At 61.2% G+C, this 19,209-nt stretch carries 13 protein-coding genes; 3 read left to right on the top strand and 10 right to left on the bottom strand.

Annotated elements, in window-relative coordinates; all coding sequences use genetic code 11:
- Window positions 1-14: 14 nt before the first annotated feature.
- From infB to H7688_RS19205, 5 genes are all read right to left on the bottom strand, one after another.
- Window positions 15-2,885: a translation initiation factor IF-2 gene (infB, locus tag H7688_RS19185; protein WP_183362869.1), complete on the bottom strand. Its 2,871-nt coding sequence runs from the start codon at window positions 2,883-2,885 to the stop codon at window positions 15-17.
- The gene (locus H7688_RS19190) at window positions 2,886-3,479 is read right to left on the bottom strand and encodes a DUF448 domain-containing protein (protein WP_183362870.1); all 594 of its coding nucleotides are present in this window, start codon (window positions 3,477-3,479) and stop codon (window positions 2,886-2,888) included.
- 5 nt (window positions 3,480-3,484) lie between these two features.
- On the bottom strand, window positions 3,485-4,636 hold the full coding sequence (nusA, locus tag H7688_RS19195) for a transcription termination factor NusA (protein ID WP_183362871.1): 1,152 nt from the start codon (window positions 4,634-4,636) through the stop codon (window positions 3,485-3,487).
- Between the two features lie 45 nt (window positions 4,637-4,681).
- Window positions 4,682-5,161, bottom strand: a complete 480-nt coding sequence (gene rimP / locus H7688_RS19200) for a ribosome maturation factor RimP (RefSeq protein WP_183362872.1) — start codon at window positions 5,159-5,161, stop codon at window positions 4,682-4,684.
- Window positions 5,162-5,644: 483 nt separating this feature from the next.
- Complete coding sequence (locus H7688_RS19205) at window positions 5,645-6,391, bottom strand: fatty acid desaturase CarF family protein (RefSeq protein WP_183362873.1); 747 nt, start codon at window positions 6,389-6,391, stop codon at window positions 5,645-5,647.
- Window positions 6,392-6,649: 258 nt separating this feature from the next.
- On the opposite strand from H7688_RS19205, the gene thrC reads away from it, so the two are divergent.
- Both thrC and H7688_RS19215 read left to right on the top strand, forming a co-directional pair.
- Window positions 6,650-8,029 carry a threonine synthase gene (gene thrC / locus H7688_RS19210; protein WP_183362874.1) on the top strand — a complete coding sequence of 460 codons (1,380 nt, stop codon included), beginning with the start codon at window positions 6,650-6,652 and terminating at the stop codon, window positions 8,027-8,029.
- A 254-nt stretch (window positions 8,030-8,283) separates the two neighbouring features.
- Window positions 8,284-8,991 carry an HAD family hydrolase gene (locus H7688_RS19215; RefSeq protein WP_183362875.1) on the top strand — a complete coding sequence of 236 codons (708 nt, stop codon included), beginning with the start codon at window positions 8,284-8,286 and terminating at the stop codon, window positions 8,989-8,991.
- Between the two features lie 103 nt (window positions 8,992-9,094).
- Here H7688_RS19215 and H7688_RS19220 read toward each other — a convergent pair whose 3' ends face one another.
- Complete coding sequence (locus H7688_RS19220) at window positions 9,095-10,474, bottom strand: sigma 54-interacting transcriptional regulator (RefSeq protein WP_183362876.1); 1,380 nt, start codon at window positions 10,472-10,474, stop codon at window positions 9,095-9,097.
- A 324-nt stretch (window positions 10,475-10,798) separates the two neighbouring features.
- Here H7688_RS19220 and H7688_RS19225 point away from each other — a divergent pair, with 324 nt between their 5' ends.
- On the top strand, window positions 10,799-12,565 hold the full coding sequence (locus tag H7688_RS19225) for a M3 family oligoendopeptidase (RefSeq protein WP_183362877.1): 1,767 nt from the start codon (window positions 10,799-10,801) through the stop codon (window positions 12,563-12,565).
- Window positions 12,566-12,701: 136 nt separating this feature from the next.
- Here H7688_RS19225 and acnB read toward each other — a convergent pair whose 3' ends face one another.
- From acnB to H7688_RS19245, 4 genes are all read right to left on the bottom strand, one after another.
- Window positions 12,702-15,221: a bifunctional aconitate hydratase 2/2-methylisocitrate dehydratase gene (gene acnB, locus H7688_RS19230; protein ID WP_183362878.1), complete on the bottom strand. Its 2,520-nt coding sequence runs from the start codon at window positions 15,219-15,221 to the stop codon at window positions 12,702-12,704.
- Between the two features lie 297 nt (window positions 15,222-15,518).
- Complete coding sequence (gene fdhD / locus H7688_RS19235; RefSeq protein ID WP_183362879.1) at window positions 15,519-16,286, bottom strand: formate dehydrogenase accessory sulfurtransferase FdhD; 768 nt, start codon at window positions 16,284-16,286, stop codon at window positions 15,519-15,521.
- Between the two features lie 100 nt (window positions 16,287-16,386).
- Window positions 16,387-17,649 (bottom strand): cohesin domain-containing protein, encoded by a 1,263-nt coding sequence (locus H7688_RS19240; RefSeq protein WP_183362880.1) that lies wholly within the window; start codon window positions 17,647-17,649, stop codon window positions 16,387-16,389.
- 218 nt (window positions 17,650-17,867) lie between these two features.
- The gene (locus H7688_RS19245; RefSeq protein ID WP_183362881.1) at window positions 17,868-19,196 is read right to left on the bottom strand and encodes a S41 family peptidase; all 1,329 of its coding nucleotides are present in this window, start codon (window positions 19,194-19,196) and stop codon (window positions 17,868-17,870) included.
- Between the last annotated feature and the right edge of the window lie 13 nt (window positions 19,197-19,209).

Below are 19,209 nucleotides of genomic sequence, written 5' to 3' on the forward strand. Positions count from 1 at the left end.
GAACTAGATATTAATTACAGCTTGCCGGCCACCTTCTCCATCTCGAAGCACTCGAAGATGTCGCCGATTTTCAGGTCGTTGTAGTTTTCCAGCGACATGCCGCACTCGTAGTTGCTGGCGACTTCCTTCACGTCGTCTTTGAAGCGGCGTAGGCTGGAGAGCTTGCCTTCGTAAACCACCACGTTGTCGCGCAACAGGCGGACCTGGGCGTTCCTGACGATCTTGCCGTCCGTGACATAGGAGCCGGCCACGTTGCCGACCTTGGGTACCGAGAAGACCTCGCGGATCTCGGCACGGCCCAGATATTTCTCCTTGAAGGTCGGCTCGAGGAGGCCTTCCATCGCCTTCTTGATGTCGTCCACCGCGTCGTAGATGATGTTGTAGAGGCGAACGTCCACCCCTTCCTTCTCGGCGAGTGCCGCCGCCTTGACTTCGGGACGCACGTTGAAGCCGAGGATGATAGCGTTGGAGGCGCTGGCCAGGTTGACGTCGGTTTCGGTGATGGCGCCGACCGAGGCATGCAGCACGTTGAGACGGATGGCCGCGGTGGTGAGTTTCCTGAGCGATTCGGCAACCGCCTCCACCGATCCCTGCACGTCCCCTTTGACGATCGTGTTGAGGTCCTTGACCTCGCCCTTCTGGATCTTCTCGTAGAGCTGCTCCAGGGAGAGCTTGCTGTGCTTGGCCAGTTCGGATTCGCGCAACTTCATCTGGCGATGGTTGGCGATCTCTTTGGCCTGCTTCTCGTCACCCATGGCCACGAAGATGTCGCCCGCATCGGGGACCCCGGTGAAGCCGATGACCTCGACCGGCATGGCCGGACCGGCAGCCGGTACCTTCTCTCCGCGGTCGTTCTGCATGGCGCGTACGCGGCCGTAGTGAACGCCGGCCACGAAGTAGTCGCCGACCTTCATGGTACCTTCCTGAACGAGTACGGTGGCCACCGGGCCACGACCCTTGTCGAGTTTCGCCTCGACGATGGTACCGCGGGCCGCCTTGTCCGGGTTGGCCTTCAGTTCCAGGACGTCGGCCTGCAGAAGGACCATCTCCAGGAGCGCTTCGAGGTTGATGCGTTTTTTCGCTGAGACCTCGACGAAGATGGTGTCGCCGCCCCACTCTTCCGCTACCAGCCCGAACTCCATGAGTTCCTGCTTGACGCGGGTCGGGTTCGCCTCGGGCTTGTCGATCTTGTTGATCGCGATGATGATCGGTACGCCGGCGGCCTTCGAGTGGTTCACCGCCTCGCGGGTCTGCGGCATGACGCCGTCGTCCGCCGCCACCACCAGGATGACGATGTCGGTGACCTTGGCGCCCCTGGCGCGCATCGCGGTAAAGGCCTCATGGCCCGGGGTATCGAGGAAGGTGATCTTGCGGCCGTTCAGCTCGACGTCGTAGGCGCCGATGTGCTGGGTGATGCCGCCCGCCTCGCCTGCGATGACGTTGGTCTCGCGGATGGCGTCGAGCAGCGAGGTCTTGCCGTGGTCGACGTGACCCATGATGGTGACGACCGGCGGACGCTTCTGCAGGCTCTCCGGTGCATCCGGCTCGGCCTCCAGCATCTCCTCCACGTCCAGCGCCACGTTCTCGATCTCGTAGCCGAAGTCGGTGGCGAGGATGGTCGCGGTGTCGAAGTCGAGCGGGTGGTTGATGGTGGCCATGACCCCCATCTTCATCAGGGCGCGGATCAGGTCGGTCGCCTTGATACCCATGCGCTTGGCAAGTTCGCCTACGGTGATAGATTCGCTGATTTTGATGATCCTCTTAATGGCCTTAGGTACCGTGATCTCGGTCTTCTTGCCGATCTGGACCTTCTCAACGCCGCGCTTTTTCCCTTTGGAACGCGGTCCGGGCTCGAAGACGCGCTCGCGCTTGTCCATGAGGTCCGGCTTTTTGAAGGCCTCTTTCTTCCCTTTAGTGGCCGGAGCACCTTTCTTGCCGTTTTTGGCGTAGTCGGTGCCGCCTGCGGGTGCCGGCTTGCGGGCACCTTTGCGACGGTCGTCGCCACCCAGCGGCAGTTCTACCGGAGCAAGCGGCGCCGGACGATCGGTACGCGGGTGCGCCCCAGCAGGACGCTCGCCGGTGCGCGGTGCCGGGCGCTCGGTGCCCGGGCGCTCCACGCCGCGCGGCATCCCCGGACGCGGGGCCGGACGCTCGCCGTTTGCCGGACGCTGGTACTCGCGGCGTTCGGCCGGACGCTGGGCGGGAATGGGAATCTCGACGCGGCCGAGGATCTTGGCGCGGGTCGGCGATGCCTGCTCCGGCTGTGCCTCGACCTTGGGGGGCGCGGCGGGCTGCGCCGGCTGGGCGGCAGCGGGTGCCTGCGGTGCTTGGGCCGGTGCTTCGACCTTTTCTGCCGGCTTGGCAGCTTCAGAAGCAGCGGGAGCGGCCGGCTTGGCCTCTACCGGAGTCTCCGGAGCCTTGGCAGCCGGGGCTGCCGGCTTGGTCTCGGCTGCAGGGGCCGGCTTGGCCGCTGCCGGTGCCTGCGGGGGCGCCGGTTTCGGGGCTGCCTCGATGATGATGGCACGACCCGGATCGCGGACCGGTTTCTTGGGCTCTTCGGCGACATCCTTGGCAGGCGCTGCTGCAGCAGGGGCTTCCTGAACCGGTTCTTCCACCGGGGCGGCTGCCTCGACTGCTTCCGACTCGGGCGTTTCCACCACTTTGGCGCGGCGCCGGATCAGGGTCGGCTTCACCCGGACCTCTTCCTGGGAAACCTCTTTGTGGGTCGGCTGCTGCGCGGGGGCGGTAAGTGCCTTGACCACCGAATCTTCCAAAACGGCCATATGATTGGTCACCGGCTCGCCAAGGGCAGCCAACCGTGCCATCAGCTCCTTATTGTCGATCCCCATCTGCTGCGCCAGCTCGTATACGCGGGTTTTACTCATCTACTCACGCTCCTCCTCAAAGAAGTTCCTGTATCTTTCCATTTCCAAACTTATCGAGCCGACAAAGCCGCTGTCCAGTATGGCCAGCACGCTCCTCAACTCTTTACCGATCAGTTCCCCAAGACGCTCCTTGGTGAACAGGGCCATGCAGGCAACCCCTTTGAGTTCTGCGAGGCCACGAAACTTTTCCCCGATATCCGCCGAGATGTCCGTGGCCAGAAACAGTATGCCGACGCCGCCCTTCTTCAGCTTGTCGGTTACCTGGTCGGAGCCGGAGACGACCTTCCCCCCCTTGTTGGCAAGGGAGAGGTAGCTAGCTATGCGCTCTTCCATCTTGGCGCCCACCTGGCGTACCAGCTGTTCGGGGTCGATCCCCAGCACCTCGGTCTTGAAGCCGCGACTGAACTGCCTTTTCTGGGCTGCCGTCTTAAGGCAGCTCGCCTTGCAGCAGGTGTACACCCCGCGGCCGGGGAGTTTCTGCTGCAGGTCGGGTACCACGGTGGCGTCGGGCGCCAGGACAAAGCGGATCAGCCCGCGCTTGTCCCGGGGTTCCCGGCAGGCTATGCAGCTGCGCTGCGGTTCAGCCTTAGGCATAAATTCTATTCCTGCTCCTCTGCGGCAACCTCGACAACCGGGGCCTCCGCGACAGCCTCGGCCTCGGCAGCCTCGATTTCGGTCCCGTCATAGGAGGCGAACTGCAGAAGTTCCGCCTCGGCCATACGGGTTTCACTCTTGATGTCGATCTTCCAGCCGGTCAGTTTGGCGGCAAGACGTACGTTCTGGCCGCGCTTGCCGATGGCAAGCGAGAGCTGGTCGTCGGCCACGATAACTTCCATGGCGTACTCTTCTTCGTCGACGTAGACCTTGGAGACCACGGCCGGAGCCAGCGCGTTGCAGGCAAAACGGGCGATGTCGTCGCTCCAGGGGATGATGTCGATCTTCTCGCCCCTGAGCTCAGAGACCACGTTCTGCACGCGGCTGCCGCGCATACCGACGCAGGCGCCCACCGGATCGACGTCGGAGTCGTGCGAGTAGACGGCGATCTTGGCGCGCCCGCCCGGCTCGCGTACCACGCCCTTGATTTCGACGATCCCCTCGGCGATCTCCGGCACCTCGGCTTCAAAGAGCTTGGCGAGCATCTGGGGATGGGTGCGCGACAGCATGATCTGCGGCCCCTTGGTGGTCATGCGGATCTCGGTGATGACAGCCTTGACGCGGTCGCCCTGACGGTAAACCTCGCGCGGGGCCTGCTCCTTGTGCGGCAAGAGCGCCTCGGCGCGCCCCAGGTCCACGATGAGGTCGCCCTTCTCGAAGCGGCGCACCACGCCGTTCACGATCTCGTTCATGCGCTCCTGGAACTCGTTGTAGATGGTCTCGCGCTCGGCCTCGCGTACGCGCTGGATGATGACCTGCTTCGCGGTCTGGGCGGCGATGCGGGAAAAGCCGCTGGCGTCCATCTTCATGCCGATGGAGTCGCCCACCTCGACTTCCGGATCCTCCTCGCGCGCCTCGGCCAGCTCGATCTCGCGATAGGAATCCTCCACTTCGTCCACGACGGTAACGAACTCAAACAGCTCCACTTCACCGATCTCCGGATTGTAGTGAGCTTCCAGATCGCGGGTATTGCGGAACTTCTTGTTGGCAGCGGTCAGAACGGCCTGTTCCAGCGCCTCCACGACGATGTTCTTGTCGATACCCTTCTCTTTGACGATCTGGTCAATGGTATGCTTGAGGTTAAAGCTCGTTTCCACGTCACTGTCTCCTTCGACTTTCTGATATTGTCAGGTGTAAAAAGATTAAAATTCAAACTCGAGGTTGGCCTTGGCCACCTTTTCCAGCGGGATCGCTGCGTGCTGCCCTTCTTTGAGATCCACGCCGATGACCCCGTTCTCGATCCCCGTCAGAGTGCCGAGAAAGGTCTTGCGCTTGTTCCCCTGGTCGTCGGCCCACATGTCGTAGGTGCGCACCTTGATGAGCTTGCCGGTGTAGCGCTGGAAGTCTGCCACCTTTTTCAGGGGCCGGCAGATGCCGGGGGAGGAGACCTCGAGGTTGTAGTGGCCGGGGATGACATCCTCGACGTCGAGCAGATCGGAGAGCTCGCGACTTACCGCCGCACAGTCATCCAGGGTGATGCCGCCTTCCTTGTCCAGGAAAACCCGGACCACCATATCCCGCCCTTCCCGCTTGTACTCCAGATCAACCAGCTCCATACCGAGCGGAGCCGCGATCTGTTCGATCACCTCGGTGAGCCGTTCTGCAACATCAACTTTTGCCATAACTTTCGATTTCCCAATAAAAAAAGTGAGCCGGAAGAGCTCACTTTTGAGTGAACATTAACATGTGACCCTTTATTTACCACGTACTGATCCTTTATGCAAGGGAATTTTTTAGGGATTCTTCCCGTTTTTCAGAGACCTGCGGCACAGGATTGGGGCACCGTCATCTGCTATCTTACCTTTTTTGACGGGGACAGAGCAGCGACTTTTTCGGCACCTTGCAGTATCACTTTTTCAGCCTGAAAAACGACGCTGCATTGAGTATTTCCAATTGGCCACGCAGCGAACACAAAGCTTTTACCGCAGGGGATACGGAGACACCCAGAGGAAAACCTTAAAGCATAAGAGGCAAGCGCAGAGGAACACAGGGGGAAAGCGAGAACTGCACCGAGGAAAACCTGAAGTCTCCGGGTATAGCTCTCGTTTATTTCCGATTTTCCTCTGTGCGCCTCCGTGGTTCAGGCTTTTAAACCTGTAGCCCACTCACCTGCTTTCGAGATTGTCCGGTGCGTAATAAGCGTAGTGGGTATCGGTGTATTTTTTGTAACCGGGATACCAGGCTCTCGCGATGATATTCAACAGAGGGTCGGTCATCCCGTTCAAAAAAGCGTAGTTCCGGTTGTCTTCAAGGTGGTGGTGGGCGTGGTGGCGCTTGGGGAGGATGATCTTGAGCCTGCCCAGCAAGAGGGTTAGCGGAGCTGTCGAACTGTGCGCGAGGTAGTGAGAGACCTCGGCCAGCGAGGAAAGGATGCCGACGTAAACGAGGATGTGGGCGGCCAGCGGGGCCAGTTGCCCCACCTCAAAAAGCAGCAGGACAAACGACAGGTACCCCACGAGCCAGACCTTGGAGCCGGTTTCGTTAAAATAGACCACCGGCAGCGGCCGCTTTTTGTACTGGATGATCTTGTGGTGCAGGTGGAAATTCGCAACGAAGGGACCGAAGACCGAGTCGTAGCTGTCATTGTTGTCCATCATCATGTGCACCAGGCCGTTTAAAAAGTCGGTGAGCACGAAGGAAACCGCTACTGCGACAGCCAGACCGACCGGACCGATACGCACCGGCCAGACGAGCACAAGCAGGTAAGTCTGTAACGCAACATTTACGGATGAGACAGCAACATTGAAAACCTGGTAGCGCGCCAGCGACTGGTAGCGCTTCATGGCATCATTGAACTGGATCTGCTTTTCCGACAACTCCTGGTTCAGAGTTTCCACGCCGCCGTTCTCCATCCAGTCACCAGTTCAAGAGCTAGCGAGGGGCTTTATTGCATCTATCTACAGTGAATCTATTACAACGGCAGGGTGCTTTGTGTCAATGCAAGGCTCGGCAAAGCGCCTGATCGGGAAATGCCAGCGGCCTTTAACGCAAAACGCCCGCAGCCGGCGGGACTCTTCCGGCCAGCTATCTCTTCACTTTTAACGTTTTAACTGTTATATATGGACGCTGTGCCGAACGGCCGACTACCTTCAAAGGAAAGAGAAACGACCATGAAATACCTCAGCACCAGGGGAAGTATCGCACCGATCGGCTTCAAAGACGCTGTCATGATGGGACTTGCCACCGATGGCGGCCTGATCCTGCCCGAGAGCATTCCGCAGCTGGATCGCGCTACCGTCACTGCCTGGTCGAAGCTCCCCTATCCGGAACTCGCCTTCAACATCATCTCCCTGTTCGCAACCGACATCCCGCAACACGACCTCAAAGAGCTGATCGACCGCTCGTACGCCTCGTTCAACCACGCCGAGACTACGCCGGTGGTTAAGAAAAACGGCGTCTACATCCTCGAGCTCTTCCACGGGCCGACGCTGGCCTTCAAGGACGTGGCGCTGCAGCTGCTGGGTAACCTGTTCGAGTACCTTTTGAAAGAGCGCGGCCAGAAGATGAACATCCTGGGTGCTACCTCGGGCGATACCGGGAGCGCGGCCATCGCCGGAGTGCGCGGCAAGAAGAACATCAACATCTTCATCCTGCACCCGCACCTGAAGACCTCGCCCATCCAGGCGCGCCAGATGACCACGGTGCTCGACGCGAACGTGCACAACATTGCCGTAAAGGGGACCTTCGACGACTGCCAGGACATCGTGAAGACCCTGTTCAACGACCTCCCCTTCAAGGAGAAGTACGCGCTGGGTGCGGTGAACTCCATCAACTGGGCCCGCGTGCTCGCCCAGGTGGTCTACTATTTCTACGCCTGGGGCCGGCTCCCCGAGCAGGAAGAGGCTGTGTTCTCGGTACCCACCGGCAACTTCGGCGACATCTTCGCCGGCTACCTTGCCAAGCGCATGGGGCTGCCGGTCAAGAAGCTGCTGCTCGCCACCAACGAGAACAACATCCTGAGCCGCTTCGTAGCCAGCGGCGACTATTCGCTGGGCCAGGTCGTGCAGACGGTCTCCCCGTCGATGGACATCCAACTCGCCTCGAACCTGGAGCGCTACCTCTACTACCTTTTCAACGAGAACCCGGCGCGGGTGCGCGAGGCGTTCGCCGAACTGCGCCAGACCGGCCGTATCGTGTTCAGCACCGAGGAAGTACAACAGGTGCAGAGCGAATTCCTCACCTGCTCGGTGGGTGAGGCGGAGACCCTGAAAACCATCGCCGATTTCTACCGGGAGACCGGTTACACCCTCGACCCGCACACCGCGGTCGGCGTCCACGGCGCACTCACGTGCGTCACCGACGGCTCGAGTTCGATCTGCCTGGCGACCGCGCATCCGGCCAAATTCGGCGAAGCTGTCGAGAAGGCAATCGGCGCCCCTACCCCGCTCCCCCCCCAGTTGGCCGCCCTGGAGGGGCTGGAAACCCGCTGCGAGGTGATGGAGCCGGACAAGGATCAGGTGAAGGCGTTCCTCGAAGCAAAAGCCAGCTAGTTCATGCCCCGCTGTTCCCGTCGGGAAAGACTCTTGTCTCCTGCTGGACAACAACCTAAACCGCTTATGTAAAAGTCCCCCCTCCCTTGACGGGAGGGGGATAGGGGGTGGGTGAAATTGCCAACTGCTGCAGGGTCGGCACCTTCCCCCTCGCCCTGTCCCTCTCCCGCAAGGGGAGAGGGGACTTTGCTTTCCACGCCCCAACCGATTCCGGTGGACCTCAGTCTTAACTTACTGCTGCAAGGAACCCCCTTATGTCACCCGCCCCCCTCACCATAGATTGGAACCAGATCGACACCGTCCTGCTCGACATGGACGGGACGCTCCTGGACCGGCATTTCGACGATCACTTCTGGCTCGAGCACGTACCGCTGCGCTGGGCCCAAAAGCACGGCGGCAGTATCGAACTGGCCAAGGAGCGCCTGTACCGGATGTTCCGCTCCCAGGAGAACACGCTCAACTGGACCGACCTCGACTACTGGTCGGCGCAACTCGGCCTGGACATCCCGGTTTTAAAGGAAGAGGTGCGCCACCTGATCGCGGTGCACCCCTTCGTCGTCGAGTTCCTGCTCTTCTTGCGTCAGCACGGCAAGGCGCTCTACCTGGTCACCAATGCCCATGGCAAGACGCTGGACCTGAAGCTGCGTCGCACCAGCATCGGCCCCTATTTCGACGGGATCATTTCGGCTCATGAGGTGGGACTTCCCAAGGAGGATCCGGCTTTCTGGGGGAAACTTAAAGAGATGATCAGCTACCGGGCTGAGCGGACCATGCTCGGGGAGGACAGCGAGACCAACCTGGAAACGGCACGGCTCTTTGGCATCAGGTACCTGATCCACGTCGGGCGCTTCAGTTCGACGGCTACGCCGGCGGTTTCCGAGAGGTTCACCACTATCAGGTACTTCAGTGAGCTGCTGCCGCGGGACGGTTCCCTCACGGTCAGCGTCGGGGACAGGGAGTAACGGGAAGATGCTTGAAATAACAGGGATGAATGGGATTAACGGGATTAACGGCCAAGACTCACTACTACGAGTACCACTAAGGCTAGACCAAAACTAATCACAGCTAACGACTGCCGCCGGGATTGAAGAGCCCGTGTTTTTTCAAAAGGTCGTAGAGTGTCGATCGACTCACGTCGAGCAGCTCGCTCGCCTTGGCCAGGTTACCGCGGCTGGAGTCGACGGCCGCACTGATCACGGTGCGTTCGGCACGGTCGCGAGCTTCCCTGAGGCTCAGGCTGCGCGCAGCGGCCACCTCTTCCCGTACCGCTTCCACTCCAAGCCCCAGCACTGACGGTTCCAGGAAGGGACCTTCGCTGAGGATCACTCCGCGCTGTACCCGCCCCTCGAGTTCCCCGACGTTCCCCGGCCAGCTGTGGACCTCGAGTGCCGCGGCTGCCTCGGGGGTGAAGCCGCGCACCCGGGAATTGCACGCCTGGGCAAAGCGGCGTAAAAAGAGATGGGCAAGCAGCATGATGTCTTGACCACGGGAGCGCAAGGGGGGCAGATCCAGGGTGATCACCGATAGGCGGTAATAGAGTTCCTCCAAGAGGAGCCCTGCCCTTACAGCCTGAGACAGGTTTTCCTTCGCGGCGCAGATGACCCGGATATCGGTGCCGATGTCTTGAGTCCCCCCGACGCGCTGCAGTTTCCTCTCCTGCAACACCCTCAAAAGCTTTACCTGCAGATGCTGCGGCAACTCAGCCGGTTCGTTGATGAACAAGGTCCCCTGGGCCGCGTGCTCGATCTTCCCCGGCAGAAGCGCCACCCCCACTCCGGCACCACACTCCGCACCGAACAGTTCACTCCCCAGTTGGTCCTTATTGGTCACCGCGCATAGAATCGGGACAAAGGGGCCGTCGGCCCTGGCGCTCAAGGATTTGATGGTGCGGGCCACGAGCTCTTTACCGGTACCGAGTTCTCCGGTGATCAGCACCGGAACGTCCGAGGCTGCCACCATCTGGGCGGCGGAGTAGACGCGCTGCATTGCCGCGCACTGTCCCACGACCCCTTCCAGCCCCTGGCCACGCCGATCCAGGGTCTCCTGCAGGCGCCGTCGTTCCTCTTCCAGGTTGATCAACTGGAAAGCCCGCTTGATGACGCTCTTCAGCTCGTCAAGGTTGACCGGCTTGTGGTAAAAATCGTAGGCGCCGAACCGCAAGGCGCGATGGGCAGTTTCCCAGTCGCCGTTTCCGGTCAGGACCACAACCTTGGTTTCCGGCTGGCTCCCCAGCATCCACTGCAGGCAGCGAAAGCCTTCCGAGGTCCCCTCAAGGTCCGGAGGCAGCCCGAGATCGAGCGCCACCACTTTCGGATTGTGCCGGTGGAACTGCTCCATGGCCTGGTTGAAGTCAGCACCTTGCAAGACGGTGTATTCTGTTCCGAGTGCTACCGCCAACTCGTGGCGCAAGATCTCGGTAGCTTCGATGACGAGCAGAGTGTCCATGATAGACCTTAGAATACTTTAATTTAAATCTGTGTATTTCTACCCTACCCGAATTCTCTTGTCAAGGATCTGCCCTTGCTCAAAATGGCGGAAAATCAGATCCCTAGCTCCGATGCCGCGGCCACGGGCAGCCCGTTCAGGCACGCTCTATCTTGCGGCGCCTAAAACTACTCCTTTTCCTGGGAGCGTGGAGCCTCAGCTTGCACCGTGAAACAAGGAACGCAGCACGTGCCCATTTCCCCTCCGGCTTGACAGTCTTCGACCCATCTATTAGTATCTGAGGTCATTCATCTGTAATTATTGAGTAAAAATCAGGAGATAACCATGAGTAACGAGCTTACCTGGGATACTACACCGCTTTATCCTTCCACGACCTCTCCTGAACTGGCTGCTGATTTCGACAAGGGGGCCGAAGAAGTCGCCGCGTTCAGGCAGCGTTACCGCGAAAAGGTGGCCGGCCTCTCCGCCGAAGGGCTGCTTGCCGCCCTCAAGGAATACGAACAACTGCAGGAACTCCTTATCAAACCGCAGCTCTACTCCCACCTGCTGTTCGCGGCTGACAGCGAGAGCGACGACACCAAGAGGCTCTCCCAGAAAGCCGCCGAGTATGGAAACCTGATGGGGAGGGAGTTGCTCTTCTTCGACCTGGAAATCATTCAGTTGGAGGACGGTGCCTTCAACGCCCTGGTGGAGGACAGCCGGCTGGAGGTCTATCGGCATTTCCTGGAGGCACTGCGCAAGTTCCGCCCGCACACCCTGAGTGAGCGCGAGGAGAGCCTGCTCTCCCAGAAAGGGCTGACCGGCGTGCAGGCGTTTTCCCGCCTCTTCGACGAGGTTTCCGCCTCGCTGCGCTACAAGATGGAACTCGACGGCGAGGAGCGCGACTTTACCGGCGAGGAGCTCTTGGCTATGCTGCACCACCCCGACGCCGCAGTACGCGAGCGCGCCTTCAGCACCTTTTTGAACAAGCACCAGGAGCACGAGATCCTGTTCTCTGCGGTGTTCAACAACGCCGCCTTGGACCACGCCCAGGACATGGAGCTAAGAAGCTACCAGCATCCGATGGAGCCCACCAACCTGGGAAACGAGATCCCCACCGAGGTCGTGGAAAGCCTCATGCAGGTCTCCGAGGCCAACTACCCCCTGGCCCAGGAATACTTCCGACTCAAGGCAAAGCTGCTGGGGATCCCCAAGCTGAAGAATTCGGACGTCTACGCCCCCTTGAGCGACAGCGGCAGGACCTACAGCCTCGAGGAGGCGCGCGCCCTGGTAGTAAAGGCGTACGGCGGCTTTTCCGAGGAGTTCGCCAGGTTGGCCGACGACTTCTTCACCGACCGGCGTGTCGACGTCCTGCCCCGCCCCGGTAAGAGCGGCGGCGCCTTCTGCATGGGGATGACCCCGTCGCTCCCGCCGTACCTGCTTTTGAACTTCACGGGCAACCTGCGGGACGTTTCCACCATCGCCCACGAGGTCGGCCACGGCATCCACTACCATGTGGCCCAGGTGCAGACCATGCTGAACTACCACCCGCCCCTCCCCTTGGCCGAGACGGCGTCGGTCTTCGGCGAGATGCTGCTCACCAGGCTCTTGTTGGAAAACGAGTCGGACAAGGAACTGAAGAAGTCCCTGCTCTGCGCCAAGATCGAGGACATCATCGCGACCACCTTCCGGCAGAACGTGCTGACCCGCTTCGAGGAGCGCATGCACCTGGAGCGCAAGAACGGTCTCTTGACCGCGAGCACCCTGTGCGACTTCTGGTGGGAGGAGAACCACAAGCTCTACGGCGACGCCGTCGACATGATCGAGCCCTACCGCTACGGCTGGAGCTACATCTCGCACTTCATCCACGCCCGGTTCTACTGCTACTCGTACACCTGCGCGGAGCTCCTGGTCTTGTCGCTGTACCAGATGTATCTGAAAGAGCGCGAGAAGTTCCTCCCGGTCTACCGCGGCATCCTGGCAGACGGCGGTTCCAAGACTCCGGCGGACACCCTGGCCCCTGCCGGGATCGAGATGAGCGACCCGGCCTTCTGGCAGAACGGCTACGACCTGCTAAAGGGGCTCATCGAGGAGCTGAAGCAGCTTTTGTAGCCTGCGCCGGCAATTCCGCTCTTCATCGTACCGATCGGCCAGATCCGACTGATCGGTACGATGAGCTAACCCCCAACGTAAAAAGGCCCACCGGTTTCCCGGTGGGCCTTTTTTGTGGTTACTGGCGACTGAGGCGTTACGCCTCGTCGAACTGCAGGTACTTGTACACCTTGTCCTTGTTCGGCTCGACCTTCTCCTGGTACACCTGGAGGTACTCTGCGGGGGTCGGGAGTTTGCCCAGGTTCACCGCGACGGCACCCAGTTCGGCGGAGCCCAGGAACACCTTGGCACCGTTGCCGATCCTGTCGTCGAAGTTGCGGGTCGAGGTGGAGAACATGTTCACCCCGTCGGGCACGCGCGCCTGGTTACCCATGCACAGCGAGCAGCCGGCGATCTCGATGCGGGCGCCCATGGCGCTGTACACGGAGAAGTACGCCTCGTCTTTGAGCTGCTGCTGATCCATGCGGGTCGGCGGGCAGATCCAGGTGCGGACGTTGGGGTTGAACTTGGTCCCTCTCCAGATCTCGCCGGCAGCACGGAAGTGGCCGATGTTGGTCATGCAGGAGCCCAGGAACACGTCATTGATCGGGGTGCCGGCCACCTCGGAGAGCACCTTCACGTCGTCCGGATCGTTCGGGCAGGCGAGAATCGGTTCGGTGATCTCGGCCAGGTCGATCTCGATGACCGCGGCGTACTCGGCGTTGGCGTCGGCTTCCAGAAGCTTGGGAGCCTTGAGCCACTCGTTGACCGCATCGATGCGGTTTTGCAGGGTCTGGGCATCCTGGTAGCCGTCAACGATCATCTGCTTCATGAGCGCCACGTTGGAGCGCAGGTAGGTCGCAACGGACTTCTCGGAGAGCTTGATGCAGCCGGCAGCGGCGCTCCGCTCGGCGGCGGCGTCGGTAAGTTCGAAGGCCTGCTCGACGGAGAGCTCGGGGAGACCTTCCATCTCGAGGATGCGGCCGTTGAAGATGTTCACCTTGTTCTTCTTGGGCACGGTCAAAAGCCCCTGCTTGATGGCCCAGAGCGGGATCGCGTTCACGGCGTCACGCAGGGTGATGCCCGGGTTGAACTTCCCTTTGAAGCGCACCAGCACGGACTCGGGCATGTCGAGCGGCATGAAGCCGAGGGCACCCGCGAAGGCGACCAGGCCGGAGCCCGCCGGGAAGGAGATGCCGATCGGGAAACGGGTGTGCGAATCGCCGCCGGTACCGACGGTGTCCGGAACCAGCAGGCGGTTCAGCCAGGAGTGGATGACGCCGTCGCCCGGCTTCAGGGGCACGCCGCCACGCTCGATGATGAACTGCGGCAGGGTCTTGTGCATCTTGACGTCGGCCGGCTTCGGATAGGCTGCGGTGTGGCAGAAGGACTGCATGAACATCGGGGCCAGGAACTTCAGGCAGGCGAGTTCTTTCAGTTCGTCGGCGGTCATCGGGCCGGTGGTGTCCTGGGAACCGACGGTGGTCATCTTCGGCTCGCACGCGGTACCGGGAAGGACCCCTTCCACGCCGCAGGCACGCCCCACCATCTTCTGGGCCAGCGAGTAGCCCTGGCCGGCCTTGGGAACCGGGTTGACCGGCAGGGTGAACACGTCGATCGGTCCCATGCCGAGGGCCTTGCGGGCACGCTCGGTGAGGGCGCGGCCGATGATCAGCGGGATGCGGCCGCCGGCGCGGAACTCGTCGAACAGGGTGTTGGGGGCGACGTTGAAGCTGGAGAGCAGCTCACCGGACTCGCTCTTGATCTCGCCCTTCTTGGAGTCGATCACGATGACGTCGCCGGTCTTCATCTTGGTCACGTCGGTCTTGATCGGGAAGGCGCCGGAGTCCTGGGCGGTATTGAAGAAGATCGGTGCGATGACGCCGCCGATGATGATGCCGTCACGGCGCTTGTTGGGGACGGCCGGGATGTCCTTGCCGATGGCCCAAAGAACCGAGTTGCAGGCCGACTTGCGCGAGGAACCGGTCCCCACCACGTCGCCTACGAAGGCTACTTCGAACCCTTCGGCGCGGAACTTCGCGATGGTGGCGTTGCCGTCGGGGAAGCGGGTCTTGCCCATGGCCAGGGCGTGCAGCGGGATGTCAGGACGGCTCCAGGCGTCGCCCGCCGGGGAGAAGTCGTCGGTGTTGATCTCGCCTTCCACCTTGTAGACCTTCACCTTCACGGTCTCAGGCAGGCCGGGCTTCGAGGTGAACCACTCGGCCTTGGCCCAGGACTCGATCACCTTCTTGGCCGAGGCGTTGCTCTTGGAGAGCTCCAGGACGTCGTCGAAGGCATCGTACACCAGGGTGATACCGGAGAGCGCGGTCACCGCGGCATCGGCCAGCTCGGCGCTTTTCAGGGCCTCGACCAGCGGGGCCACGTTGTAGCCACCCAGCATGGTCCCCAGGATCTGGACCGCGTCTTTTTTGGAAACCAGCGGGGAGGTGGCGGAACCGGAAAGAATGTCGGCGAGGAACTTGGCCTTCACCTCGGCGGCGGGATCGACACCCGGAGAAACCCGCTCTTTCAGAAGATTCAGCAGGAATGCCTCCTGCCCAGCCGGGGGAGCCTGCAGCAGTTTGCACAGATCTGCAGTCTGTTCCGGGTCGAGAGGTTTGGCAGGAATTCCCAGTGCCTTGCGTTCGGCTTCTTGCTTCAGGTACGCTTCGATCATGATGCCTCCTCGTGATATTTTAACCAGCGAATTACGACAGTTACGGGATGAAGACAAAACAGCCATCGTTCATTTGAACGGATACTGTATACAGTTTTTACCCCGCTTTGTCAATTGCTGAAATGGCCTCGATGCCGCGATCCGCAGCCGCGGAGCCCGCGTGGCGCACGGTTTTCTGTCTGCGGGCACGCAGCAGAGCACATTGGAAAAAGGTAGGAGACGGGAAAGGGAGCACGGGAGGAACGACGGGTACCAAAAAGGCAGCACCCCTTGCGATGGTGCTGCCCTCATCTCTATCTATTCGGTCACCGCGGAGATCCGCTGCGGGTGGGAGTAAACCAGGAATTTTCCGCCGCGCAGGTAGCCGATGAGCGTGATCCCCGCCTCCTGGCAGATCTTGATCGCCATGTCGGTCGGCGAGGTGCGCGAGGCGATCAGCGGGATGCCGAGTCCCGCAGCCTTGGCGGCCATTTCCGCGGAGATCCGCCCGGAGGTCACCAGGAGTTTGCCGGCCAGGTCCATGCGCCGGATCAGCGCCTCCCCGGCCAGGCGGTCCAGGGTGTTGTGCCGACCGATATCCTCGGCATGCAGGACCAGCGTCCCGTCGAGGGCGCCGACCGCGGCGGAATGAACGCCGCCGTGCACCTTGTACTGTTCGGCCTTCCGGGCCAGCTGTTCCATGAGGGCGAAGATCGCCTCCGGTGCGACCGGTTCCCCGTCGGCAACCCGCACCGTTTCCTCCCCCGCGCCGGGAAGGCTATAGGTAATGCCGGTGCCGCAACCGGAGGTAAGGATCGGCTTGAGGGTCTCCGGGAGCTCCCCCTTGATGCGGACATTGGCGACACCGTAATCGCTGCAGACGCTCAGCATCTGGAAATCGTCGACCGAGCCGACGAACCCCTGAACCCGGAGAAACCCTGCAACCAGGAACCTGAGGTCGTGCGGGGAGGCGATCAAGGTCACCAGTTCCCGGTCGTTCACCCGGATCGCCAGGGGGAACTCCCCCACCACCTCGGTCTCGTCGCGCACCAGGCGCCCATCTGCAAACGCGTGAACCTCTTTCATGCTCCCCCTCTTGACACAAATTGCGGGAGGTCTCCCGTGAGGATGACCTCCCGCATCAGTTGTAACCTCGATCCCACCGCTGGCGCGGCGGCCCGGCAGCTTATTTCTTGGGTGCCCCGGAGGCTTTCGCCCCCTTCTGGAGCAGGTAGTTGCCGGTGAAGATGTAGTCGTCCTGGTAGTCGCGCCGGCCATCCCCGTTCAGGTCGTACTTCGGTGCCTTCTCCGTCCCGCGCTCCTTGAGGAACTGGGCAAAGTCGGCCTCGGTTACGCCTCCCGACTTGTTCAGGTCGACGCTGACCTTGGGAAGCACCGTGAGCGGGATCTCCTGCTCCACGCCGTCTACCGTCATGACAATGCCGGCCCTGATGGCGTTCTTGTCGGGTTTGAGTTCCAGCTGCCACTCCCCTTCCCCGGTCTGCTTGAGCGAGACGTACTTGGCGTGGCTGAAGGCGAAGTTCGGCGCCCGCTCGCCCGGCACGCGGGTTATCTGCACCGTCACGGTGGAGGTCCCGTCGGAAATGGCGATGGCGGGGGTCTGTACGAAGACGGCATCAGGCGCAAAGAGTGCGCTGAGCTTCTCCGGGGTCTTCTCGCCGGTGAACAGCCGGAACTTCTCCAGCACGCTCGTCACCGTACGGGGCTGGTACTTCTCCACCTTCTTGGCGGCAACCGGGGCCTCCGGCGCTGCGGCCGGTTCGCTGGCAGGTGCCGGGGGTGACTGGGAAGTCTCGCGGCCTTCCTGCGGCGGCTGCTGACCCGGTGCGTCCTTGCGGGGGGCAGTGGACTCGTCCGTGGGCATGGTAAGGGTGCCGCCTACGCTGTAGGTACCGGATGAGGTCTGCGTAGTACCACTTTTGTCGCTGGTAGAACCGGTGCTGGCGGTGGTGCTGGTATCCTGCTGCTCGGAAGGTGCCCAGGCGAAATAGCTTACCGGGATGTTCTTGGCCGTGGGCAGTGACCCGTCAAGTACCGCACTCGCGGTACCCGGACCGACCGTGATCCTGCCGGGGGTGCTCCCGGTCTGGTTGAAGGTGATGGTGGCCAGGACTCCGGAACCGCTCATGCCGGCCTGCGACAGTGCGGCTATCTGGATCGAGCCCGCAACATTAGCGTTGTAGGCGAAGATCGCGTTAGAAGCCATCTGGCCGGCAGTCACATTCTGCACAGTGAGCAGGGAGCTGTCGTAACCTACCACCACATGAAAGGCGTGTGGGGCCGGAACTCCGCTGGCGACTACGTTGAAGGTGCCGTTTCCGGCAGCAGCAATCGAGACCGACCCGGCGGCGAAGGCTGCCGGTGCAGACAAAAGCAAGGAGCAGATCAGCAGTAACTGGCACAGCACGGCCTTTTTGAACTCGAACATGAACACCTCACGATTGCAGGGAGGACTGGCTACAGAGTAGTCTGGCACCAGTGAGAATGGGTTTGAGCCTGTGTAGTGTACCGCAACTTTACGTCACTCGCACTTTTCCTGTCAAGAAACCCTTAAGACACTCCGCAGTAACAGCTGGTTCTACACGAAAAAAGCGGAAGAGGGATCCCTCTTCCGCTTTTACGTTCCTTAAGCCTGGCGTTACGGTACTACGCCTTGCCCATCGCCTTCAGGATGTCCCAACCTTTCAAGAGGTCGAGGGCACGCAGCACCTGCGAGTCGCCCTTGATGGACTCGTCGGTCTTGTAGGGAGCGGGCTTGGCCTTCTTGTCGTCGACCGCTTCCTTCTTGTCGTTCTCGAAGTGGTTCTCGAGGTCCTTCTCGCGGATGTGCATCCCGTCGTTCTTCTTCTCGGCAGTCGCGGCGATCTCGACCTTCTCGGCGACGATATCCGGGGTGATCCCTTTGGCCTGGATGGAACGGCCGCTCGGCGTGTAGTAACGGGCGGTGGTAAGCCGCAGGCCCGAGTTGTCGGAGAGCGGGATGATGGTCTGTACGCTCCCCTTGCCGAAGCTCTGGGTACCCATGACCACGGCGCGCTTGTGGTCCTGCAGGCAGCCGGCCACGATCTCGGAGGCGCTCGCCGAACCGCTGTTGATCAGGACCACGATCGGGTAGTTCCCCTCTTTGCCCCCCTTGCGGGCGGTGAAGCGCATCTTGGAGTCCTTCTCGCGCCCTTCGGTGTAGACGACCAGCTTCCCTTCCTCGATGAAGTGCTCGCACACCCGCACCGCCTGGTCCAGGAGCCCGCCGGGATCGTTCCTCAGGTCAAGCACCAACCCCTTGAGCGGCGCGGTGGCCTGCAGGCTCTTCAGTGCCTTCTCGAGGTCGTCGTCGGTCTTCTCCTGGAACTGGGAGATCCGGATGTAGCCGTAGCCATCGTCCAGCACCTTGGACTTAACGCTCTTGACCTGGATGATGTCGCGCTCCATGGTGAAGTCCTTGGTCTTCTCGAACCCTTCACGCATGATGGTCAGGGTGACCTTGGTCCCCTTGACGCCGCGCATCCTCTTCACCGCCTCGGTGATGGTCAGATCCTTGGTGAACTTGTCGTCGATCTTCAGGATCTGGTCTCCCGCCTTGATCCCTGCCTTGAAGGCCGGGGTATCTTCGATCGGCGAGATGACGGTCAGGATCCCTTCCTTCACGGTGATCTCGATCCCCAAGCCGCCGAAGGCGCCTTTGGTATCGATCTTCATCTCCTTGTAGGTTTCCGGCGGCATGAAGGAGCTGTGCGGGTCGAGGGAGCTCAGCATGCCGTTGATCGCGCCGTAGACCAGCTTCTTGGTGTCCACATCCTCGACGTAGCTCTTTTTCACGATGGAGAGCACGTCGGTGAAGAGCTCAATCGACTCGTAATCGTTGCCGCCGCTTTGGGCCGCACACCTGCGCTGAACGCCAAAGGCGATGGTAAGCGTCAGCAGTGAAACCGTCGCGATGAACAACGTCGCCTTTTTGTAGTTACTGCCCTTGAACATTCTGCCTCCCTAA

The organism is Geomonas limicola, assembly GCF_014193675.1.
Classification (GTDB): domain Bacteria; phylum Desulfobacterota; class Desulfuromonadia; order Geobacterales; family Geobacteraceae; genus Geomonas; species Geomonas limicola.